Origin of the sequence: Roseicyclus persicicus (assembly GCF_012395815.1) — a bacterium.
Taxonomy (GTDB): Bacteria; Pseudomonadota; Alphaproteobacteria; order Rhodobacterales; family Rhodobacteraceae; genus Roseicyclus; species Roseicyclus persicicus.
Window position 1 is genome coordinate 422,490 of record NZ_JAAZQQ010000003.1, and the last position, 23,230, is coordinate 445,719.

Below are 23,230 nucleotides of genomic sequence, written 5' to 3' on the forward strand. Positions count from 1 at the left end.
ACCGCCGAACACGAAAGGCGCGCCCCGGGGGCGCGCCTTTTCCGTGTCAGTTCCGCCCCAGCAGGCCGTTCAGCACCCGCATCAGGATCTGGTCGGCCTCGTCCGGGGCGGGGCCCAGCAGCGTGCCGCGCGGGGGCGGTTCGCCGCCGACGCCGGCCCCCGCGCCGGGCCCGTATTCCACCACCTGCGGCACCGGCCGCCCCTCGAGGGCGGGGTCGATCATCGGCAGGGGGCGCGGCGGGATATCCTCGTGGATGCGCTGCATCGTCTGGCGCCAGATCTCGGCGGGCAGGCCGCCGCCGGTGACGCCGGACAGGGGCGTGTTGTCGTCGTAGCCCATCCACACGCCGGCCACGTAATCGGCGGTGAAGCCGATGAACCACGCGTCGCGCTGGCTGTTCGTCGTGCCGGTCTTGCCCGCCACCGGCCGGTCGGGCAGCTGCGCGCGCTGGCCGGTGCCGCGGGCCACGGCGACCGACATCATGTAGGTCAGCTGCCGCGCCGCCTGTTCCGAGATCACCCGCTCCTGGATGCCGCTGCGCTGCTCGAACAGGGGCGCGCTGTCGCCGAGGATGCGCAGCTCCTGCACGCCGTAGGGCATCACCGCCGAGCCGCCGTTGAGGATGCCGGCATAGGCGCCCGTCATCTCGATCAGGGTCGATTCCGACGCCCCCAGCGCCAGCGCCGGTCCGGCGGCCAGGTCGCTCTCGATGCCGAACTGGGCGGCCACCGTGCGCACCGCGTCGCGGCCCACCTCCTCGGACAGGCGCACGGCGGCGGTGTTCAGCGATTGCCGCAGCGCCTCGGTCAGCGTCACCTCGCCGTAGAACTCGCCGGTGTAGTTCTCGGGCGACCACGGCCCCGAGCCGGGGATGTTGATGGTCAGCGGCGCGTCGAGGACCAGGTCGTCGAAGCGCCAGCCGAGGTCGAGCGCCGCGGCGTAGACGAAGGGCTTGAAGCTCGACCCGGTCTGCCGCATCGCCTGGGTGGCGCGGTTGAACAGGCCCGTCCCCTCGGTGTCGCGCCCCCCGACCATGGCGCGCACCGCGCCGTCGGCCGACATCACGATGATCGCCGCCTGCGCCGCGGACCCCGCGCGCACCTGCGTCTCGAACACCTCGGCCACCGCCGCCTCGGCCGCCGCCTGCATCGCGGGGTCGAAGGTGGTGCGGATGATGACGTCCTCGGTGGTCTCGCGGGTCAGGAAATCGGGGCCCGAGGCCATGATCCAGTCGGCGAAGGCGCCGCCGCGGTCCTGCCGTGCGGCGTCGGACAGGGTGGCGGGGTTGGCCTGCGCGGCGGCGGCCTCGGCCGCGGTCAGGTAGCCCTGCTCCTCCATCAGGCGCAGCACGGTGGCGGCCCGGCGCTGGGCGCGCTCGAGGTTGCGGGTGGGGGCGTAGTAGCTGGGCGCGACGAGGAGGCCGGCCAGCATCGCCGCCTGCTGCGGGTTCAGGTCGGCCGACGAGATGCCGAAGTAGCGCTGCGCCGCCGCCTCGAAGCCGCGCGCGCCGGCGCCGAGGAAGGCGCGGTTCATGTAGACCGACAGGATCTCGTCCTTGGAATAGCGCAGCTCCATCGCCAGGGCGAAGGGCACCTCCTGGATCTTGCGCCACAGCGTGGTGCGGCGGCAGTCCTGCTCGTAGTCGGCCTCGCTCTCCCAGGCCTCGGGGTCGTAGGGCACGCCCAGGCACATCAGCTTGGCCACCTGCTGCGTGATGGTCGAGCCGCCGTGACCCTCCAGCGGCCCGCGCCCCTCGCTCAGGTTGATGCGGATCGCGCCGAGGATGCCGCGGGGGCTGACGCCGAGATGCCGGTAGAAGCGCCGGTCCTCGGTGGCCACGATGGCGTTGACGAGGTGGGGGCTGACCGTGTCGGGGTCGATCGCGCCCCCGAACTGGTCGCCGCGCCAGGCAAAGACGTTGCCGTCGCGGTCGAGCATGGTCACCGACCCGCGGTAACGGGCGTCGACCACCGCCGCGAGGTCGGGCAGCTGCGCGTAGTAGTAGGCCGTGGCCGCGCCCAGCAGCACCATCACCGCGACGGTGCCCCGCCACACGAGGCCCCAGACGATCCGCCCGATCAGCCGGAAGAACGCCGCGATCCAGCCCAGCGGGCCCCGCGGCCGCGGCCGGGGCGTGCTGGTGCGGCGGCTGCGCCGTGGCGGGCGGCCCGAGCCCGAGCCCGAACCGGACCCGCCCGATCCCGTCCCGCGGCTGCGGGCGGGCTGTTTCGACGACGTGCCGCCGGAACGGCGATCAGCCACCAGGCGGGGCGCCGAGGGCGCGCCGCGGCGGCCGGTTCCCGAAGTGCTCATGGAGCGGGTCCTGCCTCATTTTTGGCGAAACATAGGCAAAAACGAGTCGCTTGTGGACCCTCTTCGCCGCGCCGCCGCATCTTTACTTTGCCCAAAATATAAGCGCAGGGGCGAAAATGCGCAAAAATAATGCAAGTTCGCCTCCCGGTTGCGGCCCGGATGCCCGCTTTCATTGCTCCTGCCCGGTTTGACGCCTGTTTTGGGCCCGTGTCGTCCGCCGCGGATCGGGTCGGGCGGACGAACCGGAACAGCAACCGGAAGGGATAAGACGTGAAACTCATCATCGCAGCGATCAAGCCGTTCAAGCTGGAGGAGGTCCGGGAAGCCCTGACCGCCATCGGCGTGCGCGGCATGATGGTGACCGAGATCAAGGGCTTCGGCTCGCAGTCCGGCCACACCGAAATCTACCGCGGCGCGGAGTATGCCGTGAACTTCGTGCCCAAGGTGAAGCTCGAGATCGTGGTCGCGGACGGCATGGCCGACCAGGTGGTCGAGACCATCCAGACCACCGCCAAGACCGACAAGATCGGCGACGGCAAGATCTTCGTCCTGGACGTGGAAAGCGCCGTGCGCGTCCGCACCGGCGAAACCAACGACGACGCGCTCTGAGCGACGGCCGGAACCCCAAGGAGAACCGACTGATGAACTCTCTCAAGTACACCGCCCTGGGCGCCGCCGCGCTGGTCGCGCTGCCGGGCCTGGCCTTCGCGCAGGAGGCGGCCGCCGCGCCGACCTTCGACGAGATCGGCCCCTACATCATGACGACCCTGCTGTTCTGCATGGCGGGTTTCCTCGTCTTCTTCATGGCCTGCGGCTTCGCGATGCTCGAGGGCGGCCTCGTCCGCTCCAAGAACGTCACCATGCAGATGACCAAGAACATCGCGCTCTACTCCTTCGCCGCGATCATGTACTGGCTCATCGGCTTCAACCTGATGTACCCGGGCGACGGCTGGATCGTCGCGGGCTGGGTCGGCCCCTTCTTCAACCAGACCGTGCTTGACCCGGTTGGCGTCGCCGCCGCGGATGCCGCGCTCGACTACGCGTCGGTCGGCTCGGACTTCTTCTTCCAGCTGGTGTTCGTCGCCGCCACCGCCTCGATCGTGTCGGGCGCGCTGGCCGAGCGGATCAAGCTGTGGCCGTTCCTGATCTTCGTCATCGTCCTGACCGGCGTCATGTACCCGATCTCGGGCTCGTGGCAGTGGGGCGGCGGCTGGCTGTCCGAGATGGGCTTCTCCGACTTCGCCGGCTCGACCATCGTGCACTCGGTCGGCGGCTGGGCCGCTCTGGCCGGCGCCATCATCCTCGGCCCCCGTCTGGGCAAGTACAAGGATGGCCGCGTGAACCCGATGCCGGGCTCGAACCTGGCGCTGGCGACCCTCGGCACCTTCATCCTGTGGCTGGGCTGGTTCGGCTTCAACGGCGGCTCGCAGCTGGCCATGGGCACCGTGGGTGACGTCTCCGACGTGTCGCGGATCTTCGCCAACACCAACATGGCCGCCGCGGCCGGCTCCGTCGCCGCGCTGATCCTGACGCAGGTGCTCTACGGCAAGGTCGACCTGACCATGGTGCTGAACGGCGCGCTGGCCGGCCTCGTGTCGATCACCGCCGAGCCGCTGGCCCCGACCCTGTTCGGCGCGCTGTGGATCGGTGCCGTCGGTGGCGTGATCGTGGTCTTCGCGGTTCCGTTCCTCGACAAGCTCAAGATCGACGACGTGGTCGGCGCCATCCCGGTGCACCTGTTCGCCGGCATCTGGGGCACCATCGCGGTCGTGTTCTACAACGACGGCGCGAGCCTCGGCACCCAGCTGGTCGGCATCGCGGCCTACGGCGCCTTCACCTTCGTCGGTGCGCTGATCGTGTGGGTGATCCTCAAGGCGGTCATGGGCATCCGGGTGTCGGAAGAGGCCGAGCTTCAGGGTCTCGACGTGGCCGAGATGGGCATGGAAGCCTACCCCGAGTTCACCAAGGGCTGATCCGTCTCCTCCCGACGGATCCTGGGAAAGGGGCGCCTCCGGGCGCCCCTTTTCACGTCTCAGCCCTCGTCCCGCGGGCCCGCCCCCACGTGCCGTTCGCCCCGCGCCTCGGCCAGCCGCACCTGCCGCTGCCGTTCCCGGAACCGCGCCCGGTCGTCCTCGGAATACTCTCCCGCGCAGCGGTGGCACTGCACGCCCTCCTCGTACTCGGGCCGCGCCTTGTCCGCCTCGTCCAGCGGCCGCCGGCACGCCCGGCAGAGCCTGTAGGGCAGGGGGGTCAGGCCGTGGCCCACCGCCACCCGTTCGTCGAAGACGAAGCAGCCGCCGTCCCACAGGCTCCGCTCCTCCGGCACCTCCTCCAGGTATTTCAGGATGCCGCCCTGCAGGTGGTAGACCTCCGCCACCCCCTGCGCCTTGAGGAAGGCCGTCGATTTTTCGCAGCGGATGCCGCCGGTGCAGAACATCGCGATGCGCTTGTTGTGGAACCGGTCCCTGTTCGCCGCCCACCAGGCCGGGAAATCGCGGAAGCTTTCCGTGCCGGGGTCCACCGCGCCGCGGAAGGTGCCGATGGCGACCTCGTAGTCGTTCCGCGTGTCGATCACCGCCACGTCCGGCGCCGCGATCAGGGCGTTCCAGTCGGCGGGCTTCACATAAGTCCCCACCAGCGCCCGCGGGTCCGTCCCCGGCACACCCATGGTCACGATCTCGCGCTTGAGCCGCACCTTCATGCGGCCGAAGGGCATCGTTGCGGCGGTGCTCTCCTTGGCCTCCAGCCCGGCACAGCCCGGCAACGCCCGCACATGCGCCAGCACCGCGTCCACGCCCGCCCGCGTCCCCGCTATGGTGCCGTTGATCCCCTCGGTCGCCAAGAGCAGCGTCCCCTTCACCCCCCGCGCCTCGCACAGCGCCAGGAGCGGCCCGCGCAGCGCGGCGGGGTCGGGGAAACTGGTGAAGCGGTAGAGCGCGGCGACGGTCAGCATGGCCGCGGCAGATACGCCGTTGCGCGCCGCCGCTCAACCCGTAGGCTGGGGCCGATCCCGACGCAGCCCAGCCGGAGGCCCCCATGCGCGACGCGACCGAAGCCCTCCTCGTCATCGACGTGCAGGTCGATTTCTGCCCCGGCGGCGCGCTGGCCGTGCCCGGCGGCGACGCCATCGTGCCGGGCATCAACGCGCTGATGGCCGGGTTCCCCGCCGTGATCCTGACGCAGGACTGGCACCCGGCCGACCACCTGAGTTTCGCCAGCCAGCACCCCGGCAAGGCGCCCATGGACATGACCGAGATGCCCTACGGCCCGCAGGTCCTCTGGCCCGACCATTGCGTGCAGGGCACGCCCGGCGCCGCCTTCCACCCCGACCTCGACACGACCCGCGCCGACCTGGTCATCCGCAAGGGCTTCCGCCGCGCCATCGACAGCTACTCGGCCTTCTTCGAGAACGACCGCACCACGCCCACGGGGCTGGAGGGCTACCTGAAGACCCGCGGCCTGACCCGCCTCACCCTCGTCGGCCTCGCCACCGATTTCTGCGTGAACTACTCCGCCGTCGACGCCGCCCGCCTCGGCTTCGAGGTGACGGTGCGGCAGGACCTCTGCCGCGCCATCGACTTCGGCGGGTCGCTGGCCGCCGCGCGGGACGGCATGGCCGCCGCCGGCGTTGCGCTTGCCTGACCCTCTCAGGCTCGTGGCCGCCGCCGCGGCCCTCGCGCTGGCCCCGGGGCCCGCGCCCGCCCAGACCTGCGCCGCGCCGCCCTACGCCGGGGTCGACGACCCGGTCCTGTCCGCCGCTCTCGCCACGCTGGCCCGCTACCCGTCCCTCGACGCCGCCCTGCGCCAGGTCGGCCCCGATCTCTGCCGCGTCGACGGGGTGTTCGGCGCGATGGGCTATTTCGAGCCGGCCGCCAACCGCGTCGTCGTCGACGCCGCCCTCGACCCCGGCCTGCAGCGCGCCGTCCTGTTCCACGAGCTGCGCCACGTCGACCAGTTCGCCCGCGGCGTCTGCCCCGACCTGTCGCTTGCCATGCAGGCCTATGCCCGCGCCACCTGGGCGCTCGAGGCCGACGCCGCCACCATCAGCCTGATCATCGCCTGGGACCTGCGCGCCGGCGGCGACCCCGCCCCGTGGGACGCGCTGGCCGCCCTGCCGCGCTATGCCGCGATGACCGACGCCTTCGCCGCGCAGATGGAGGCCGGCGCCGGCCTGCCCGACGCCGGCGCCGCGGCCTTCACAAGCTGGTATGCCAACGCCGAACGGCTGCGCGACTACTACATCGCCGGCTGCAGCACCTACCTCGACGAACAGGACCGGACCCGCCTCCTGCCGCAATACGGCGGCATCGGCGGCGCCTATTTCGCCCGGCTCTGCGTGCTGCCCGACGGCAGCGGCTACCCCTGCGCGGAGCCGCCGCTGGATTGAGCCCGGCTCACTCCGCCGGCACCACCCGCCGGCCCTGGCCTGTCCGCGACAGCACCGCGTCGGCGCCCAGGATGCCCGCCACCACGGCCGCGAAGGCGATGATCGCCGCGACGCCCAGCGTCGGCAGCCCGGCCAGCCCCGCGCCCACGGTGCAGCCACCGGCCAGCACGCCGCCCACGCCCATCAGGGCCGCGCCCGACAGGCTCCGGCCCATCTGCGCGGCGCTGTCGAAGCTCTCCCACCGGAACCGCCGCGACAGCACGGCCGCGACCAGCGCGCCGGCCAGCACGCCGCCGATCAGCCCGGCGCCGAAGCCCGGCGTCGTCACCTGCGCGGCCACGCCCCAGAACAGCGCTTCGGCGAAGGGCCCGGTAAAGGCCAGCCCCTCCAGCGCGATGGGGTCAAATTCATCGTAAAGGACGAAGCCCGTCCCGACCCAGGCCAGCGGCACCAGCGCCCCGATCGCCGCCCCCCCGAGGATCAGCCCCAGCGACGCCCGCGACCGCAGCACCACCAGCAGCGCCGCGCCCGCGATCACCGCGGCCCACAGCACCGGCGCCCCCGGCAGCGCGCCCAGCGGCACCGTCACCGACCCGAGCGCCACGCGGATGGGCGCCAGCGCGCCCTGCAGCGTCGCCTGCGCCGCCACCGCGGCCACCAGGATCGCCACCAGCGCCCGCAGGTTGCCCGAGGCCGACAGCACCGTCAGCCGCGACAGGCAGCCCCGCGCCAGCACCGTGCCCAGCCCGAACATCAGCCCGCCCGCGACGATACCCAGCACCGGCACCGCCTCGACGGTGAACCGGTGCGCCTCGAAAGATACGTAGCCAAGGGACACCGCCGCCTGCGTGCCGATCACCGCCACGGCCAGCGCCATCGCCCAGACGCCCCGGGCGCTCGCCCGCTCGGCCTCGGGCCCGACCAGCGCGCGCCGCAGGCAGAACCGCGTCAGCATCGCCAGCGCGCCGAACCCGACCCCCAGGATCAGACCCAGCCAAAGCGACGCCGCCCGCGGCGTGATCTCAAGGCCCAGCGTCTCGAACATGATGCACCCTCCGGGGCCCCCGTGACCCCAACGCGCGGGAGCTAGGGCAGTCCGCGCCGGGGTGCAAGCCCGGCCGCCGGTCTGCCCGTTCTGCGCAAGTCCACCTGGAAAAACGCCCGTTCCAAAACGCAGTCCGCGCCATGACGAAGCCGGTCCGACCGTCCCGCCGTCGCGACGCTGGTCCCTATTTCGCAGGTCTCACCCGACCCGCCCGCGCCAGAGCCAGACCTTGGTGCCGGAATGGTCCACCGGCCCGACCGGCTCCAGCGACAGCCCGGTCGCCTGCGCCAGCCCGCGGTCGCTCGTCACGATCCCGACCTGCCAGCCGGAAAACCGCTCGGCCAGCACCCGCCCCAGCGCGCCATACAGCCCGAACAGCAGTTTCCGGTCCCCGATCCGCGCCCCGTAGGGCGGGTTGGTCAGCACGATCCCGGGCGCGACCCCCTCTGGCGGCACCAGATCGCTCACCGCCTGCCGCTCGAACCGGCACAGGCCCGCCACGCCGGCCCGCTCCGCATTGCCGCGCGCCCCCCGGATCGCCCCGTCGTCCCGGTCGAACCCGAAAAACCGCGCCCCCTCATCTTTGTTTTCCAAATACTCCGGGGAGCGCGAGGGGCAGGGCCCCTCGCTCCCGCCCGCGCCACCCGAACCACCGCCCCCCAACCGCCGTAGGCCGGGCTTCAGCCCGGCATCCCCGGCATCCCCGGCACCGCCCACCATCGCCTCGAACGCAAACCCCCGCGACCGCCCGGGCACCAGCCCCGCCGCGATCTCGGCCGCCTCCAGCGGGATCGTCCCTGAGCCACACATCGGGTCGACCACGCACTGCGACCCGTCGAACCCCATGTCCCACAGGAAGGCCGCCGCCATCGTCTCGCGCAGCGGCGCCTTGCCGACGAAGGTCTTGTGCCCCCGCCGGTGCAGCGCTTCGCCCGTCGTATCCAGCGACACCGTGCACAGATCATCCTCGATCCGCACCTTCACCGCGACCGCCGCCTCCGCCGCCACCGGGATCCCCGCGGCCTCCAGCGCCCCCGCGATCCGCTCCGCCGCCGCCTTGTGGTGGTAGATCTTCGAGGCCCGGCACACCGCCTCGACCTTCACCGGCACCCCCGGCACCAGCCAGTCGCGCCACGCCACCTTGCGCGCCCGCTTGTCCAGCTGCGCCAGGTGCATCGCCCGGAACGCCGCGACCCGCCACAGCACCCTGACCGCGCAGCGCAGGGTCACGTTCGCCCGCACCGCCTCGGCCAGACCGCCCGCGACCTCGACGCCGCCCGGCACCTCGCGCACGCTGGAAAATCCCGCCCGCGCCGCCTCGGCCGCCAGCGCGCCCTCCAGCCCCGGCACCGCCACCAGAAACAGAACGCCCGGCGCCGTCACCGGGCCGGGCGCGTCATCGGCCATGGGTCAGCCCTCAGTCCTTGGCCCGCTCGACGTAGGAGGCATCCTCGGTGTTCACCACCACGCGGGTGCCCACGCCGATATGCGGCGGCACCATCACGCGCACGCCGTTGTCGGCCATCGCCGGCTTGTAGGACGACGAGGCCGTCTGCCCCTTCACCACCGGCTCGGTCTCCATGATCTCGACCGTCACCTTCTGCGGGATCTCGATGGCGATGGCGACCTCGTTGTGGATCGACAGGTAGACCGACATGCCGTCCTGCAGCCAGACCTTGTTGTCGCCCACCACGTCCTCGGTCACGGCCACCTGCTCGTAGCTCTCGGGCTCCATGAAGTGGTAGCCCTCGCCGTCGGCGTAGAGGAAGGTATAGGCCTTCTCCTCCACATGCGCGCGCTCGACGCCGTCGGTCGTCTTCCAGCGCTCGCTGACCTTGGTGCCGTTGTCGATCCGGCGCATGTCCACCTGGGTCACGGGCGTGCCCTTGCCGGGGTGGAAGTTCTCGGCCTTGAGGATGACGTAGAGAATGCCGTCGATGTCGACGACATTGCCCTTGCGCAGCTGGGACGCGATGACCTTCATGAAAGCCTCCAGAATTGACGTCGCTTGAGGGCGCGCACGCCCCGCGTTAGAGGCAGCCGTTACCGCATCCGCCGCGAAAGGGCCAGCCATGACATGGTGGGATCGTGACACCCACGCCGACCGCCGCCCGGTGCTCATGGCGCGGAACCGCATCGTCGCCGCGATCCAGCGCTGGTTCGCGGATCAGGGCTTTGTCGAGGTCGATCCGGCCTACCTTGTCGTGTCCCCCGGCAACGAGACCCACCTCCACGCCTTCGAGACCGTGGCGCTGGACGAGGCGCTGACGCCGCGCACCCGCTACCTCCACACCTCGCCCGAGTTCGCGATGAAGAAGCTGCTGGCCGCCGGCGAGACCCGCATCTTCACCCTCTCCCGCGTCTGGCGGAACCGCGAGGGCGGGCCGCGCCACGCGGTCGAGTTCACCATGCTCGAATGGTACCGCGCCGACGCGTCCTACGAGACCCTGATGGACGACTGCGCCGCGCTCCTGCGCCTCGCCGCCGAGGCCGCCGGCACCACCGAGCTGCGCCACCGCGACGTGACCTGCGACCCCTTCGCCCCGCCCCGCCGCACCACCTTGCAGGCCGAGGCACTGCGCCACGGTGTCGACCTGCTCGCCACCCTCGACGACCCCGCCGCGCTGGCCGCGCAACTCAGCGCCATCGGCATCCCCCCGGGCGCGGACGACAGCTGGTCCGACCTGTTCTCCCGCCTGCTGACCGCCCGCATCGAGCCGAACCTCGGCCCCGGCCCCGTCATCCTCGACGCCTACCCCGCCCCCGAGGCCGCGCTCGCCCGCCGCTCCCCGGCCGACCCCCGCACCGCCGAACGGTTCGAGCTCTTCGCCTGCGGCGTCGAACTGGCCAACGCCTTCGGGGAACTGATCGATGCCACCGAACAGCGCGCCCGCTTCACCGCCGACATGGACCTGAAGGAACGCCTCTACGGCACCCGCTACCCCCTCGACGAAGACCTCCTCGCGGCGCTGCCCCACATGCCCCCCGCCGCCGGCTGCGCGCTGGGCCTCGACCGGCTGGTCATGCTGGCCACCCACGCGCCCCGCCTGTCCGACGTGCAGTGGACACCCCCCGCCTAGACAAGCGCCGCCCCCCTTGCTCTAACCTCGCGCAACGAAACGCCCGGAGGAGCCGATGGTCGACATCGCCACCCGTGTCTACAACCACAAGTGGAAGATCGACCCGATCGTCCGCTCCCTCATCGACACCGATTTCTACAAGCTCCTGATGTGCCAGTCGGTGTTCCGCAACCGGCCCACCACCACCGTCACCTTCTCGCTCATCAACCGGACCACCCGCGTGCCGCTGGCACGGCTGATCGACGAGGGCGAGCTGCGCGAACAGCTCGACCACATCCGCACCCTGCGGCTGACCCGCGGGGAATCCACCTGGCTCCGCGGCAACACCTTTTACGGCAAGCGCCAGATGTTCCGCCCCGACTTCATGGAGTGGTTCGAGAACCTGCAGCTGCCGCCCTACCACCTCGACCGCGTCGGCGACCAATACGAGCTCACCTTCGAGGGCAAGTGGCCCGAGGTCATGCTGTGGGAAATCCCCGCCCTCGCGGTGCTGATGGAACTCCGCTCCCGCGCCGTGCTGCGCCACATGGGGCGGTTCGAGCTGCAGGTCCTCTATGCCCGCGCCATGACCCGCGTCTGGGAAAAGGTGGAACGCCTGCAACGGATCGACGGCCTCCGCATCGCCGATTTCGGCACCCGCCGCCGCCATTCCTTCCTCTGGCAGGACTGGTGCGTGCAGGCCATGCAGGAGGGGCTGGGCCCCGCCTTCACCGGCACCTCCAACTGCCTCATCGCCAAGAACCGCGACCTCGAGGCCATCGGCACCAACGCCCATGAACTGCCCATGGTCTACGCCGCCCTGGCCGAGACCGACGACGCGCTGGCCCGTGCCCCCTACGACGTGCTGTCGGACTGGCACGAGGAACACTCCGGCAACCTCCGCATCATCCTGCCCGACACCTACGGGACCGAGGGCTTCCTGTCCCGCGCCCCCGACTGGCTGACGCAATGGACCGGCATCCGCATCGACTCGGGCGACCCCTTCGCGGGGGCCGAGACCGCGATCCGCTGGTGGCAGTCCCGCGGCGAGGACCCGCGGGAAAAGCTGGTGATCTTCTCCGACGGGCTGGACGTGGACGTGATCGAGGCGCTGCACGCCCGCTTCTCGGGCCGCGTCCGGGTGGGCTTCGGCTGGGGGACGCTCCTGACCAACGACTTCCGCGGGCTGGTCGCGGACGACGCGCTTGCCCCGTTTTCCCTCGTCTGCAAGGCTGTCGCGGCCGAGGGCCGCCCGACGGTCAAGCTGTCGGACAACCCCGAGAAGGCGATGGGGCCCGCGTCGGAGATCGCTCGGTACAAGCGGGTGTTCGGGGTGGGGGAGCAGGAGAGGTTGGAGGTGGTGGTGTGAGGCTTGCGCGCAACAGGTCTGTTGTCTACTGAATCTGCATTGACATTGGGGATAACTCTTTTTTGACATGCGAATCAGATCATGCTAAATCATTAATAGGCGTTTTTCGGAAATTAAGTGATGGTTTCAGAAGCACCAATCTTTAAGATGCGAGGTGGGCTAGCCCATCGAGCGTCAAAACTCATAAATGGACTCTCTGAAAAATCAAGCTCTGGGTCCCTGCCGTATAATACTAGCTTCATCGTATATCTGCTTGAAGAGCCTTCACGTTCGCGGCTGAATCTGCTCTGCGGACTGGAAACTACACTCATTGAGGTTTGTCGAGAAGACTTTCGTCTTGTTGGCATGAGGAGGGGATGTTTTGAGTTATTCTTCGAACTCAATGATTTTTCGCGGGATCGTGCGATTTCCTGCAGGCAAAGAATTGAGAATTCAGAATACCTAAAGATGCGGCTAAACTACTTCAAGGTGGCTCGCGCGCATTTTTTCGGATGGACATTTAAGAACGGCTTTTGAAGTGATCGACGCCCTCATTGTATGCGCTCGGAACCAAGAAGTTTCCGAAATTTCAAAGGTCCTTCGTCAAACTGGGGAGGCGACGCGCATTAGGGCTGAGCCAAACACTAGTTTCTCCTTTGAGGTTTACCGCATCCCTTCAACCGGGCCAAGGGGGGAGGCAATCGTTGGTATCGTCAATTGCGGCGATATGGGAAATGTTCATTCAGCGATTCGAACTGCATATTTTTACAATCTATTTGTTCCATCTGTTATGGTTTTCTGTGGGATTGCTGGAAGCCTCGAGCCAAAGAAGGCAAGGCTTGGAGACGTTGTCATTCCAACGAAGGTGTACAATTACAAGCATGACAAAATATCGGACCTCAAAGGGGCTGAGCGTGACTCCGCTAGAGAAAAAGGTTTTGATGACTGCATAGAGTTCTTAGCTGATCGAACGATCAGTTTAAGGCCCAAAAGAAAAGACATTGGCATTGATGACTCGGCTTTGCAGCTTCTGACAGCTTTGCCTAGAGACGAAATCTCAGATGAGTTGGAAAGTGAAGACCTTCCACAAGAATTGATGGATGTTGAAGATCTTCGAGTAGAGCGACGCGCCCAGCTCATTAGGGAGGAAGACATTTTCTCATGGGAAATGGTTTTTAACAGCGCCGTGTATAGATCATTCCTCAAGGGAAAGAATGAACTCAATGGAGCGGTTGTCGTTGATATGGAGTCATTTGGGTTTGTATCAGCGGTGCGGGAGCTTAGAAAAGTAAATGGAATTTTGGCAGGATTTGTGGTACGAGGTGTGTCAGACTACGTTGGCTATAAGGAAGAATGTGACGCCATTGATGGAGAACGATTCAGACATATGGCTCTGCGAAATGCGGCTTTGGTAGCAATTAGAATTGTGAGGGGAATAAACTTCGAAGATATAACTGTCCAGAAACAGTCAGGTGGGTAATTCTGCTCATCGCCCCCGATTGACGAAAAAACCACCCTCCAAACTCTTCCACTTCTCCCTGCAACTTCTTGACCTTTATCCGGCGTTCAATTGACCTGCGGATCAGGCTTGTTGGCGGCCGCGGTTTCGGCGCCCTCACCAGCTTTGCCGGCCGCTCTCGAAGGTCTTGCGGTTGCTGGTTCTGTGACCGTGTATCAACCACCAACATCGCCATCGCCCAGTCTTTGGGACACCACGCCCCCCCCCTCACCCGTCACACGCCGCCATCAACGCCGCGTGGCGTGCCGTGTAGGCGTCGCGCGCCGCGACCGGCGGGCGGAGCACCAGTGTCAGGCCCTCGATCACCTCCGGCTCGGGCCGGCCGAAGAAGCGGTCGGCCTCGGCCAAGGCAAAGCCCGCCAGCTGCGTCGCCTCCAGCCAGGCCGAGACCCGGTCGGCGCGCTTGACCAGCGTCTTGATCGGCTTGGGCAGCACCGCGGGCAGGCCGAAGCGCAGGTGGATCGCCGCCGTCAGCCGCTCGTCCAGCGCCCCGTAGCCCGGCCCCACCGCCGCCTTCACCGGCGAGATCATGTCGCCGATCACGTATTCCGGCGCGTCGTGCAGCAGCGCGGCCAGCCGCCATTTCGCCGGCCAGTCCGGTTTCAGCCGGCCGCAGATCTGTTCCACCAGCAGCGAGTGCTCGGCCACCGAATAGGCGTAGTCGCCCCGCGTCTGCCCGTTCCAGCGGGCGACGAAGGCGAGGCCGTGGGCGATGTCCTCGATCTCGATGTCCACGGGCGTCGGGTCGAGCAGGTCGAGCCGGCGCCCCGACAGCATCCGCTGCCAGGCGCGGGGTGTCTTCATGGCCAAGGCGTCACCACCTCGAGATCAGGCTGTCGGGACATAGAAGCTGTTCGCCTCCAGCGCGCCGCCCAGGACGTAACCATGCTCGGGAACCATGGCCTGAAGCTGGTCGAGATACAGCGCCGCCCGCCGCGGGGTCGGCGCCTCGAGCACGATCAGGGGCGCGTTGTCCCGGATCAGGCGCGCCGCTCCGGTCAGGGCCTTCTGCTCGAAGCCTTCGATATCGAGGTGCAGGATCGAGACGCGCCGCTCGGCGGGCACGAGGTCATCGATGCGGGTGACTTCGACATCGACGTAGCCCTCGCCACCGCCCTTGGCGACAAGCCGCGAAGCCGCAGCGGCGGGAAGCTGGCGCGCATGATCGTAGATCTCCAGTGGCAGCACGCCCCTCGAATCCCCGACCGCGACATTGGCCAGCCGCACGTTGTCGAGGCCGTTCAGCGCGATCGTGTGCTGCGCGGCCGCGAAGGACAACGGATGCGGCTCGAAGCTCCACAGCACCGCCCCGTCCGCGAGGCCCGAGGCCAGCGCGGGGAAGAAGTCGCCCACGAAGGCGCCACCCGATACCACGTCGCCTGACCCGGCCTTGCGGCGCAGCAGGTTGAGGGTGCGCGGCTCATAGACCTGCCCCTTGGCGAGGACACCCGGCACGACCTTCTGTGCGAACTCGTCTGGCACGCAATAGAAGCCATGTTCGTTGCAGCAGATCGTGTGGGGAAAGCTCGGCGTCATGGTGGTTCAGGCAGGTACTTGCGGCTGGGGCATCGGCCGCCAATAGACCGCCGGGCTGGCAACGATGCAAGGTTCGACTTGGCTCCACGCTTCAGGCGTGGCTGGCCGAGGGACGGCAGGAGTTTGCCCGAATCGCCCGTCCGGGGGACACTCGCGGCCCATACATCGTGAGAAAGGGAGAGTTCCATGACCAAATCCGGCGAGTCCACCCTCGGCCCGGGCGCCGTGAAGCAGCCCGCCCCGCCGAAGAACCCCGCGCCCTCGAAGGGCGGCAAGAGCTGACCGCGCTGCCCCGGGGCGGCGACCCCGGGGCCTGCCTGCGACAGGGGCGGCGCCGCGTCCGGCGGGGCCGCCTTCGCGTCCCGGATGACCCGCCGGCATTGCCGCATCGCGGCACCAGTGCTAAGTGCCCCGGCAACAGATTTCATGCATCCGAGGACAGACGCCCGTGACCGATTACATCGTGAAGGACATCAAGCTTGCCGAGTACGGCCGCAAGGAGCTGGACATCGCCGAGACGGAGATGCCGGGCCTGATGGCGCTGCGCGAGGAGTACGGCGCGTCGAAGCCGCTCAAGGGCGCGCGGATCGTGGGCTCGCTCCACATGACGATCCAGACCGCCGTCCTGATCGAGACGCTGGCGCATCTGGGCGCCGATGTGCGCTGGGCGTCGTGCAACATCTTCTCGACCCAGGACCATGCCGCGGCCGCCATCGCCAAGGCCGGCATCCCGGTCTTCGCCGTCAAGGGCCAGACGCTGGAGGAGCACTGGGACTACCTCGACCGCTCGTTCCAGTTCCCCGAGGGGCCGAACATGATCCTCGACGACGGCGGCGACGCGACGCTGTATGTCCTGCTCGGTGCCCGCGCCGAGGCCGGGGAGGAGATCATCCCGGTCCCGCAATCCGAGGAAGAGGCCGTCATCAAGGAGCAGATCAAGCGCCGCATGGCCATGAGCCCGGGCTGGTTCACCAAGATGAAGGCGCAGATCAAGGGCGTCTCCGAGGAGACGACCACGGGCGTCCACCGCCTCTACGACCTGCAGAAGTCCGGCGGCCTGCCCTTCCCGGCGATCAACGTGAACGACAGCGTCACCAAGTCGAAGTTCGACAACAAGTACGGCTGCAAGGAATCGCTCGTCGACGGCATCCGCCGCGCGACCGACACGATGATGGCGGGCAAGGTCGCCGTGGTCTGCGGCTACGGCGACGTGGGCAAGGGCTCGGCGGCGTCGCTGCGGGGCGCGGGCGCGCGGGTCAAGGTGACCGAGGCCGACCCGATCTGCGCGCTGCAGGCGGCGATGGACGGCTACGAGGTGGTGCTGCTGGAGGATGTGGTGGATAGCGCCGACATCTTCATCACCACGACCGGCAACCGCGACGTGATCCGCATCGAGCACATGCGCGCGATGAAGGACATGGCGATCGTGGGCAACATCGGCCACTTCGACAACGAGATCCAGGTGGCGGCGCTGCGCAACCACAAGTGGACGAACATCAAGGACCAGGTGGACATGATCGAGATGCCCTCGGGCAACCGGATCATCCTGCTGTCCGAGGGGCGGCTGCTGAACCTCGGCAACGCCACCGGGCACCCGTCCTTCGTGATGTCGGCGTCCTTCACCAACCAGGTGCTGGCGCAGATCGAGCTCTGGACCCGCGGCGAGGCCTACGAGAACAAGGTCTACGTCCTGCCCAAGGTGCTGGACGAGAAGGTCGCGCGCCTGCACCTCGCCAAGATCGGCGTGAAGCTGACCCAGCTGAACAAGGAGCAGGCCGACTACATCGGCGTGCCCATGGAAGGGCCCTTCAAGCCCGAACACTACCGCTACTGATGCGGGTCATCGTCCACGGGGTCGGCGCGATCGGGGGAACCGTCGCCGCCGGCCTCCACCGGGCCGGGGTCGAGGTCGTCGGCATCGCGCGTGGCGGGATGCTGGCCGCGATGCGCGAACGCGGTCTCAGGCTGCGCGCCCCGGGGCTCGACGTGACCGTGCCGGTGCCGGTGGTGGCGCACCCCTCCGAGATCGCCTGGCGCGCGGACGACGCGGTGCTCCTGTGCATGAAGGGGCAGGACACGGCCGCCGCGCTGGAGGACCTGCGCGCGGCCGGCCTGGCCGACCAGCCGATCTTCTGCGCGCAGAACGGTGTCGCCAACGAGCGCGCGGCGCTCCGCATCTTCCCGAACGTCCACGGCGTCACCGTGATGATGCCCGCGGTCTACCTGGTGCCGGGCGAGGTGGCGGTGTTCACCGAGCCGAAGCTTGGGATCTTCGACATCGGCCGCTTTCCCGGCGGCGTCGATGACGACGACCGGCGCATGGCCGCCGCGCTGGAGGCGGGCGGCGTGGCCGCCGTGCTGCGCGAGGACGTGATGGCCTCCAAGCGCGGCAAGCTGCTCCTGAACCTCAACAACGTCCTCAAGGCCGCGCTCGGCCCCGACGCCGACACCGGCGATCTGGGCCGCGCCGCGCGGGCCGAGGCCGAGGCGGTCTACCGTGCCGCCGGCCTGTCCTGGGACGACCCCAACCGCCGCGACCCGGCCCGCGACGCCCTGATCCGGCCGGTCGACGACCTGCCCGGCGTGCCGCGGGCGGGCGGCTCGACGGTGCAGAGCCTGCTGCGCGGGGCCGACCGGGTCGAGACCGATTACCTGAACGGCGAGATCGCGCTCCTGGGCCGGCTGCACGGGGTGCCGGTGCCGGTGAACGCCGCGCTGGCCCGCATCGGCGCACGGCTGGCGCGCGAGGGGCGCAAGCCCGGCAGCACCACGCTGGCCGCGCTGACCGAGGCGGTGGCGGCGGGCGGCTGACCCCGGCGGTCGGTCCGCGACACCGGGGCGTCGCGGCGGGGCGGGACGGGCGCGTCGCGCGCCCGCAGGCTCGTCCCGCACGCCGAGGAGGGACAGCCATGAGCCGGACGGTCAGCTTCACCCAGATGAAGGACGGGACGCGGGAGGAATACGAGCTCCTCCGCGACCTCGAGAAACCCTTTCTCCGGCTCACCGCCGACCGCGTGCTGGAGGAGCTGCGCCGGCAGGAACACGTCACGCTGGAGGGCTACAAGGTCACCCGGCTGGAGCACGGGCTGCAATCGGCCACGCGGGCGGAACGCGACGGGGCCGACATCGACTGGGTTGTCGCGGCGCTGCTGCACGACATCGGCGACGGGCTCGCGCCCCAGAACCACGACCGCATGTCGGCCGAGGTGATCCGCCCCTTCGTGCGCTGGGACGTGGCCTGGGTGGTGGAACACCACGGCATTTTCCAGATGCTCTACTACGCCCACCACTACGGCTGGGACCGCAACGCGCGGGACCGGTTCCGCGACCACCCCTGCTTCGACAGCTGCGCCGCCTTCTGCGAGCGCTGGGACCAGGCGAGCTTCGACCCCGATTACGACAGCCTGCCGCTGTCGCATTTCGAGCCGATGGTGCGCGAGGTCTTCGGCCGCCCCGCCTACGCGCCCGAGGTGATCCGCGAGGGGCACGTGTCGCCGCTGGGCGCCTGAGGGCCGGGAAACCGGGCGAAATTATGTTTTGGCGTCCGCGAGGGGACCGGCTAACCTTTTCGGAACGGTTGGCCGCGGGGCCAGCCGGGACCAGTGTGACCCGAGGGAGGACAAAGAACCATGGGCAAGAGGGACGACCTGATCGCGCACTACGCCGCGGATCTGCGCAACAAGTGCGGGATGGAGCCGGACATGGCTCTGCTGACCAAGGTGACCATCGGCTGCGGGCCGGCGATCTACGATGCGGACGCCTCGACCGTGGCCGGCAGCCAGCCGGGCGAGCTGGAGACCGTCAAGAAGAACTTCCTCGTCAAGAAGCTGGGCCTGAAGGACGGGCCGGAGCTGGACGCCGCCATCGCCAAGGTGATCGAGACCTACGGCAAGTCCGAGCGCAACAAGTACCGCGCCGTGGTCTACTACATGCTGACCAAGCATTTCGGCAAGGAAAGCGTCTACGGCTGAGGCCGGGCGCCACCGCGTTCCGCAAGGGCCCGCCCGCATGGCGGGCCTTTCGCGTCCGGGGCCGGCCGTCCGGCCCGGTCCCGCCGCGGCTGCGCGCGGTTTTCGGAAAAATCGCGTCGAATGCGACGGGCATTCCCTTTGCCGCGCGCGGCGCGATGGGGTACCCCTGACCCATGCCTGACCAGGATGGACGGGCCCGACAGATCGACACGCGGGAGCGAGCGCGCGTGTGGGTGGTGGAGGGTCCCGAGGGGTCGGGGCCCTCCGGTTTTTCCCGCCGACGCTACGCTGCGCCGCCCGCGAACAGGCCCAGCACCAGCCCCATCAGCCCGCAGCCGATCACCGCGTAGCCGCCGTCGATCAGCGTCAGCCGGAAGGGCCGCATCGCGTAGGCGTTGTTGATCATGATCCAGGGCGCGATGAAGAACAGCCCCACGCCCAGCCCCGTGGTCGCCGCCGGCACCGCCCCCGCGATCCCCGCCATCACCAGCAGGTGCCGCAGCATCCCCGCGACCACCAGCATCGCCAGCGCCGACAGGAGGAAGGGCAGGGGGCTGCCCCCGCCCGCGGGCTTGCCGTCCGGCCCGACGGGCACGCCGGCCGCCTCCATCCATGTCCGCGACAAGGTCATGTACCAGACCGCCCCGAATACCCACGACGCGGCCGCCGCCGCGATCACCGCCAGAACGCCCATGGCCATGTCCCTCCCGTCGCCCTGCGGCGCAGTCTAGCACGGCCGCGGCCGCCGGGGCAGGCGGCTCAGAGCCCGCCCATCTCGCGGATCAGGCGCCATTCCGCCTCGGTCACCGGCTGCACCGACAGGCGCGAGTTCTTCACCAGAACCATGTCCGCCAGCCGCGGCTCGGCCTTGATGGCGTCCAGCGTCACCGGCCGGGGCAGGGCCTCCACCGCCTTCAGATCCACGCACTCCCAGCGCGGGTCGTCCGTGGTGCTGTCGGGATGGGCCGTGGCGATCACCTCGACGATGCCGACCACCGCCTTGTCGGTCTGCGAATGGTAGAAGAACCCCCGGTCGCCCACCGCCATCTCGCGCATGAAGTTGCGCGCCTGGTAGTTGCGGACGCCGGTCCATTCCTCGCCCTCGGCCCCCCTGGCGACCTGCTGGTCCCAGGACCAGGCATCGGGTTCGGACTTGAACAGCCAGTAACGCATGGGGGTCACTCCGGTTTCAGGGGGCGATTCAGCAGCGCGTCGGCAATGGTGGCCACGTCCGCCCGCCCGTCGGCCAGCGCCGCCACCGCGTCGGCCAGCGGCGTGTCGAGGTCGCCGCGCGCCGCGATCTCGTGGGCGGTGTGCAGGCCCTCGACGGTCACGCCGGGGCCCAGCGTCTCGCCGCGCGCCAGCGCCATGCCGAAGCGGAAGTTGCGCGATTTCTCGGACCCGCAGGTCAGGACCAGGTCGCCGAGGCCCGACAGCCCGGTCAGCGTCGCCTCCTGCGCCCCGGCGGCGCGGGCGACGCGGGCCATCTCGGCGAAGCCGCGCGCGATCAGCGCGGCGCGCGCGCTGTCGCCATAGCCTGCGCCGATCACCGCGCCGGCGGCGATGGCGACGACGTTCTTGAGCGCGCCGCCCATCTCGGCCCCGATCACGTCGGTGGTGCGGTACAGCCGCAGGTGGTGCGTCGACAGGCGGTCCTGCACCGCCGCGCCGATCCGGTCGTCGGCGCAGGCCAGCGTCAGCGCCGTGGGCAGGCCGGCGGCGATGTCGACGGCAAAGCTGGGACCGGTCAGCTGAGCGGGCGTCGCGCCCGAATGCCGGGCGATCAGGGCGGTGGGGCCAAGGCCCGTGTCGCGGTCGATGCCCTTGGCGCAGGACACCAGCGTTCCGGCCCGCAGCCGGGCCGAGGACAGGAAGGGCCCCAGGCTCTGCGTCGGCAGGGCCAGCAGGGCAAGATCCGCGGTCAGCGCGCCGAGGTCCCCGGTGACGCGCAGGCTGTCGGGAAAGCGGTGGCCGGGCAGGCGGCGGGCGTTCTCGCGCGCGGCCTCCATCGCCTCGGCCCCGTCCCGCGCCCAGAGCGTCACCGCGTGGCCCGCCCGCGCATAGGTCAGCGCCAGCGCCGTCCCGAAGGCGCCCGCGCCCAGGATGTCGATGCGTCCGGTCATGCCTTGGCGCCCTTCTTCCCCGACCCGACCAGCGGTGCGGCGGCGGTGTCGAGCGGCCAGCGCGGCCGCGCCGACAGGGTTAGGTCGTCCACCCGCCCCGCCTCCAGCGCCATCAGCCCGGCAAAGGCGATCATCGCCGCGTTGTCGGTGCACAGCGCCAGCGGCGGCGCGACGAAGGGCAGGCCGGCCTCCGCCGCGACCTGTTCCAGCCGCGCCCGCAGCGTCTTGTTCGCCGCGACGCCGCCCGCGACGGCAAAGCCCGTCAGCCCCGCCTGGCCCGCCAGCGCGCGCGCCGACTTCACCGCCAGCACGTCGGCCACCGCCGCCTGGAACCCGGCACAGAGGTCGGCGCGGTCCTGTTCCGTGATCCCGCCCTGCGCGGCGACCAGCTCGTCGCGGGCGCGCAGCACGGCGGTCTTCAGCCCCGAGAAACTCAGGTCGCAGCCCGGCCGGTCCAGCAGCGGCCGCGGCAGGTCGAACCGGGCGGGGTCGCCGCGCCGTGCCTCGGTCTCCACCGACGGGCCGCCCGGCTGCGGCAGGCCCAGCAGCCGCGCGACCTTGTCGAAGGCCTCGCCCGGCGCGTCGTCGATGGTGCCGCCGAGGCGGTGGAACGCCTCCGGCCCGTCGACCCGCAGGAACTGGCAATGCCCGCCCGAGACCAGCAGCATCAGGTAGGGAAACGCCACCCCGTCGGTCAGCACCGGGGTCAGCGCGTGGCCGGCAAGGTGGTTCACGCCCACCAGCGGCACGCCCAGCCCCATGGCCAGCCCCTTGGCCGCCATCACCCCCGACAGCACGCCGCCGATCAGGCCGGGGCCCGCCGTCACCGCGATGGCGTCGATCCCCGACAGTGGCACGCCCGCCGCCGCCAGCGCCTGTTCCACCACGTGGTCCAGCGTCTCGGCATGGGCGCGGGCCGCGATCTCGGGCACCACGCCGCCGAAGGCCGCGTGCAGATCCGCCTGCCCCGCGACCACGTTCGACAGGATCTCCGCCCGGCCGTCCGCGCCGCGCAGCACCGCCGCGCCGGTGTCGTCGCAGCTCGATTCAAGGCCGAGGAGGGTCAGGGGGGCGGGCATGGGCGCTCGTTGTCAGTCGGACCCATGGCAGGTAACACTCGCCCCGATGCCTGACAATGCCGCGCCCCTCGTGCTGCTGACCCGCCCCCGCGCCGCCTCGGCGCGCTTCGCCGGGGATCTGCGCGCCGCCCTCGGCCCGGTCGAGGTCGCCATCGCGCCGCTGATGGAGATCGTGCCGGTGGTCTCCTCCCTCGACCTCGCGGGGGTGTCGGGCCTGATCTTCACCTCCGCCGCCGGCGTCGAAACCTTCGCCGCGCTGACGACCGACCGCAGTTTGCCCGCCTGGTGCGTCGGCGACCGCACCGCCGAGGCCGCGCGCGCCGCCGGGCTGACCGCGACCTCGGCCGGGGGCGACGCCGACGCGCTGGTGGCCCTGATGGCCGGGGCACGGCCCGAGGGGCGGCTCCTGCACCTCGCGGGCGTTCACACCCGCGGCGACGTGGCGGGCCGGCTGGCCGCGGCCGGGCTCATGGCCGAGGCGCGCGCGATCTACGACCAGCAGGCGGTGGACCCGGGCCCGGACCTCGCCGCCGCGCTCGCCCATGACGGGCCGATCCTCGCGCCGCTGTTCTCGCCGCGCTCGGCGAAACTCTTCGCCCGGGCCGTCGGCGGGGCGCCCGTGACCCCCGTCGCGATGAGCCCCGCGGTGCGCGACGCGCTGCCCGAGACGCTGGCCGCGCGCGCCGTCGTGGCCCGGCACCCCGACGCGCCATCCATGCTGCGCGCCCTTGCTGCGCTGATTTCGCCCTAGCCGCGGCTTGAGGGGCATGCCACGCTGGTCTAGGCTGGCCGGGCGCATCTGTCAGGTGCGCTAGACAGTCCAGACGTGACAGATGAAGGACGGGACAG

At 69.8% G+C, this 23,230-nt stretch carries 23 protein-coding genes; 12 read left to right on the forward strand and 11 right to left on the reverse strand.

Annotation, left to right across the window (positions count from 1 at the left end):
- Positions 1 to 46 precede the first annotated feature (46 nt).
- On the reverse strand, positions 47 to 2,314 hold the full coding sequence (locus HCU73_RS11890; protein WP_168623666.1) for a transglycosylase domain-containing protein: 2,268 nt from the start codon (positions 2,312 to 2,314) through the stop codon (positions 47 to 49).
- 270 nt (positions 2,315 to 2,584) lie between these two features.
- On the opposite strand from HCU73_RS11890, the gene HCU73_RS11895 reads away from it, so the two are divergent.
- Entirely contained in the window at positions 2,585 to 2,923 is a 339-nt protein-coding gene (locus HCU73_RS11895) for a P-II family nitrogen regulator (protein ID WP_168623667.1), read from the forward strand.
- Positions 2,924 to 2,955: 32 nt separating this feature from the next.
- Positions 2,956 to 4,287 (forward strand): ammonium transporter, encoded by a 1,332-nt coding sequence (locus HCU73_RS11900; RefSeq protein WP_168623668.1) that lies wholly within the window; start codon positions 2,956 to 2,958, stop codon positions 4,285 to 4,287.
- Positions 4,288 to 4,346: 59 nt separating this feature from the next.
- Here the strand turns inward: HCU73_RS11900 and trhO are convergent, their stop codons facing one another.
- Positions 4,347 to 5,267, reverse strand: coding sequence for an oxygen-dependent tRNA uridine(34) hydroxylase TrhO (gene trhO / locus HCU73_RS11905; protein WP_168623669.1), 921 nt, complete (start codon positions 5,265 to 5,267; stop codon positions 4,347 to 4,349).
- An 83-nt stretch (positions 5,268 to 5,350) separates the two neighbouring features.
- On the opposite strand from trhO, the gene pncA reads away from it, so the two are divergent.
- Positions 5,351 to 5,956 carry a bifunctional nicotinamidase/pyrazinamidase gene (pncA, locus tag HCU73_RS11910; RefSeq protein WP_168623670.1) on the forward strand — a complete coding sequence of 202 codons (606 nt, stop codon included), beginning with the start codon at positions 5,351 to 5,353 and terminating at the stop codon, positions 5,954 to 5,956.
- Positions 5,949 to 6,701 carry a DUF6782 family putative metallopeptidase gene (locus HCU73_RS11915; protein ID WP_168623671.1) on the forward strand — a complete coding sequence of 251 codons (753 nt, stop codon included), beginning with the start codon at positions 5,949 to 5,951 and terminating at the stop codon, positions 6,699 to 6,701. Before pncA ends, HCU73_RS11915 begins: the two co-directional genes overlap by 8 nt.
- Before the next feature lie 7 nt (positions 6,702 to 6,708).
- Here the strand turns inward: HCU73_RS11915 and HCU73_RS11920 are convergent, their stop codons facing one another.
- From HCU73_RS11920 to efp, 3 genes are all read right to left on the reverse strand, one after another.
- A complete protein-coding gene (locus tag HCU73_RS11920; RefSeq protein WP_168623672.1) occupies positions 6,709 to 7,746 on the reverse strand; it encodes a YeeE/YedE family protein in 1,038 nt (345 codons plus the stop codon).
- Positions 7,747 to 7,944: 198 nt separating this feature from the next.
- On the reverse strand, positions 7,945 to 9,153 hold the full coding sequence (locus HCU73_RS11925; protein ID WP_168623673.1) for a THUMP domain-containing class I SAM-dependent RNA methyltransferase: 1,209 nt from the start codon (positions 9,151 to 9,153) through the stop codon (positions 7,945 to 7,947).
- 10 nt (positions 9,154 to 9,163) lie between these two features.
- Positions 9,164 to 9,730, reverse strand: coding sequence for an elongation factor P (gene efp / locus HCU73_RS11930; RefSeq protein ID WP_168623674.1), 567 nt, complete (start codon positions 9,728 to 9,730; stop codon positions 9,164 to 9,166).
- An 88-nt stretch (positions 9,731 to 9,818) separates the two neighbouring features.
- On the opposite strand from efp, the gene epmA reads away from it, so the two are divergent.
- From epmA to HCU73_RS11945, 3 genes are all read left to right on the forward strand, one after another.
- On the forward strand, positions 9,819 to 10,826 hold the full coding sequence (gene epmA, locus HCU73_RS11935; RefSeq protein WP_168623675.1) for an EF-P lysine aminoacylase EpmA: 1,008 nt from the start codon (positions 9,819 to 9,821) through the stop codon (positions 10,824 to 10,826).
- A gap of 55 nt (positions 10,827 to 10,881) precedes the next feature.
- Positions 10,882 to 12,174 carry a nicotinate phosphoribosyltransferase gene (gene pncB, locus HCU73_RS11940; RefSeq protein ID WP_168623676.1) on the forward strand — a complete coding sequence of 431 codons (1,293 nt, stop codon included), beginning with the start codon at positions 10,882 to 10,884 and terminating at the stop codon, positions 12,172 to 12,174.
- A gap of 517 nt (positions 12,175 to 12,691) precedes the next feature.
- The gene (locus HCU73_RS11945; RefSeq protein WP_168623677.1) at positions 12,692 to 13,633 is read left to right on the forward strand and encodes a 5'-methylthioadenosine/S-adenosylhomocysteine nucleosidase; all 942 of its coding nucleotides are present in this window, start codon (positions 12,692 to 12,694) and stop codon (positions 13,631 to 13,633) included.
- Between the two features lie 246 nt (positions 13,634 to 13,879).
- Here HCU73_RS11945 and HCU73_RS11950 read toward each other — a convergent pair whose 3' ends face one another.
- Both HCU73_RS11950 and HCU73_RS11955 read right to left on the reverse strand, forming a co-directional pair.
- Complete coding sequence (locus tag HCU73_RS11950; protein WP_168623678.1) at positions 13,880 to 14,476, reverse strand: HD domain-containing protein; 597 nt, start codon at positions 14,474 to 14,476, stop codon at positions 13,880 to 13,882.
- A 24-nt stretch (positions 14,477 to 14,500) separates the two neighbouring features.
- Positions 14,501 to 15,208: an FkbM family methyltransferase gene (locus HCU73_RS11955; protein WP_168623679.1), complete on the reverse strand. Its 708-nt coding sequence runs from the start codon at positions 15,206 to 15,208 to the stop codon at positions 14,501 to 14,503.
- Positions 15,209 to 15,656: 448 nt separating this feature from the next.
- Here HCU73_RS11955 and ahcY point away from each other — a divergent pair, with 448 nt between their 5' ends.
- The 4 genes from ahcY (at position 15,657) to HCU73_RS11975 (ending at position 19,179) form a co-directional block, all read left to right on the forward strand.
- On the forward strand, positions 15,657 to 17,042 hold the full coding sequence (ahcY, locus tag HCU73_RS11960; RefSeq protein ID WP_168623680.1) for an adenosylhomocysteinase: 1,386 nt from the start codon (positions 15,657 to 15,659) through the stop codon (positions 17,040 to 17,042).
- Entirely contained in the window at positions 17,042 to 18,019 is a 978-nt protein-coding gene (locus HCU73_RS11965) for a ketopantoate reductase family protein (protein ID WP_168623681.1), read from the forward strand. Before ahcY ends, HCU73_RS11965 begins: the two co-directional genes overlap by 1 nt.
- Before the next feature lie 125 nt (positions 18,020 to 18,144).
- Complete coding sequence (locus HCU73_RS11970) at positions 18,145 to 18,717, forward strand: HD domain-containing protein (RefSeq protein ID WP_210730629.1); 573 nt, start codon at positions 18,145 to 18,147, stop codon at positions 18,715 to 18,717.
- Between the two features lie 120 nt (positions 18,718 to 18,837).
- Positions 18,838 to 19,179, forward strand: a complete 342-nt coding sequence (locus tag HCU73_RS11975; protein WP_168623683.1) for a DUF2853 family protein — start codon at positions 18,838 to 18,840, stop codon at positions 19,177 to 19,179.
- Between the two features lie 283 nt (positions 19,180 to 19,462).
- Here HCU73_RS11975 and HCU73_RS11980 read toward each other — a convergent pair whose 3' ends face one another.
- The 4 genes from HCU73_RS11980 to tsaD form a co-directional block, all read right to left on the reverse strand.
- On the reverse strand, positions 19,463 to 19,873 hold the full coding sequence (locus tag HCU73_RS11980) for a DUF1761 domain-containing protein (RefSeq protein WP_168623684.1): 411 nt from the start codon (positions 19,871 to 19,873) through the stop codon (positions 19,463 to 19,465).
- A gap of 65 nt (positions 19,874 to 19,938) precedes the next feature.
- On the reverse strand, positions 19,939 to 20,352 hold the full coding sequence (locus HCU73_RS11985; protein ID WP_168623685.1) for an EVE domain-containing protein: 414 nt from the start codon (positions 20,350 to 20,352) through the stop codon (positions 19,939 to 19,941).
- Positions 20,353 to 20,357: 5 nt separating this feature from the next.
- Complete coding sequence (locus HCU73_RS11990; RefSeq protein ID WP_168623686.1) at positions 20,358 to 21,302, reverse strand: NAD(P)H-dependent glycerol-3-phosphate dehydrogenase; 945 nt, start codon at positions 21,300 to 21,302, stop codon at positions 20,358 to 20,360.
- Positions 21,299 to 22,381, reverse strand: a complete 1,083-nt coding sequence (gene tsaD, locus HCU73_RS11995) for a tRNA (adenosine(37)-N6)-threonylcarbamoyltransferase complex transferase subunit TsaD (RefSeq protein ID WP_168623687.1) — start codon at positions 22,379 to 22,381, stop codon at positions 21,299 to 21,301. The genes HCU73_RS11990 and tsaD overlap by 4 nt, the downstream gene beginning before the upstream one ends.
- Before the next feature lie 46 nt (positions 22,382 to 22,427).
- On the opposite strand from tsaD, the gene HCU73_RS12000 reads away from it, so the two are divergent.
- On the forward strand, positions 22,428 to 23,132 hold the full coding sequence (locus HCU73_RS12000; protein WP_210730604.1) for a uroporphyrinogen-III synthase: 705 nt from the start codon (positions 22,428 to 22,430) through the stop codon (positions 23,130 to 23,132).
- The last annotated feature ends 98 nt before the right edge of the window (positions 23,133 to 23,230 follow it).